The 1,448-nt window shown below is 59.3% G+C and carries 1 protein-coding gene; it reads left to right on the forward strand.

Features of this window, described 5'->3' with window-relative positions; translation table 11 throughout:
• Positions 1-281 precede the first annotated feature (281 nt).
• The coding region (locus tag ACFQI8_RS19440) for an RNA-guided endonuclease InsQ/TnpB family protein (protein WP_390247735.1) at positions 282-1,448 on the forward strand (1,167 nt) is incomplete at its 3' end.

A 1,448-nucleotide genomic window follows, 5' to 3' on the forward strand; every position in this document is an offset into this window, starting at 1 on the left:
TTACCTGAATTGAGGCGCTAAGGCGCCCCTTCCTCAACGAACGAGCGAAGCGAGTGAGTAGGGAGGGGATACAGCGCCGCACGATATCAAACACGTCCGACGCTCGGCCCACAGGCCCACGCAATCGAAACAACTATACACACAAGTGCGCATAGTGCGTATGTAGTGAGGCGGAAGAATATCACCATCCGCGAAGACCAAGCCGAGTGGGTCGAGGAGAACCACCTCAACCTCTCATCGTTCGTTCGCGGGCAACTCGACGAACTCATCGAAGAACGCTCGTGAACTACAACTACAGGTATCGACTCCGACCGTCCGACGCTCTCGAACAACAGTTAGCGTGGACTGTCGATACCTGTAGACAGGTCTACAACCACTTCCTCCACCGACTCAACCACACCGACGACACCTCGGCATACAGCGAGCAGAAACTCTTGCCGAGTCTCAAGACGTGGTGGAACGACCTGAAAAACGTTCACTCGAAAGTTCTTCAGAAAGTCGTTCAACGCCTGTACGACAACCTCTCAACGCTACGCGGGCGGAAAGAGGACGGCTATCGCGTCGGAACGCTCAAGTGGAAGCCACCGGGCGAGTACCGCAGTTTCACCTACAGTCAATCCGGCTTCAAGCTCAAGAACACGAGCGGTCGGACGCGACTGTGGCTCTCGAAACTCGGAGAAATCCCGCTCACCTTCCACCGTGACCTGCCCGACGACGCCGAAATCAAGACCGTCACGGTCAAACAGGAACCCACCGGCAAGTGGTACGCCATCCTCGGGGTCGAGACGCCTGACGACCCGCCGGAGAAGCCGGAGAATCCCGAGCGGTGCGTCGGCATCGACGTGGGGATTCTCAAGTATGCCCACGACACGAACGGCACGGCGGTTGAATCACTCGACCTCTCCGACGAACGCGAGCGGTTGGAACGCGCACAGCGCGACCTGTCGCGGAAGGAACACGGGTCTGCGAATTGGGAGAGACAGCGCCGCGTCGTAGCCGAACGTCACGCCGACCTGAAACAGAAACGACGTGACTTCCTACACAAGTTGTCGAACTACTACGCCACTGAGTACGACTTGGTGGCGGTCGAAGACCTCGACGCAAAGGGCTTGGTCGAACTGCCGGGCAACTCACGGAACCGAGCAGGCGCGGCGTGGGGGACGTTCCTGCGGATGCTCGAATGCAAGTGCGAACGGGAAGGAACGCACTTCGTCGGCGTGAACCCGAGGGGGACGACCAAAGAGTGCGCGTCCTGCGGCGTCTCGACTGACAAGCCGTTGTGGGTGCGCGAACACTCCTGTCCTGCCTGCGGGTTCAAGGCCGATAGGGACGCGAACGCGGCGTGGAACGTCCTTTCTCGCGGTGTGAAGAAGCGGTTAGGAGCGGGACGCTCCGAATCAACGCCTGTGGAGACTGCGCTCCCTGTGGATACCTCGGTATCTGCAAAG

Source organism: Haloferax chudinovii, assembly GCF_042663345.1.
GTDB lineage: Archaea > Halobacteriota > Halobacteria > Halobacteriales > Haloferacaceae > Haloferax > Haloferax chudinovii.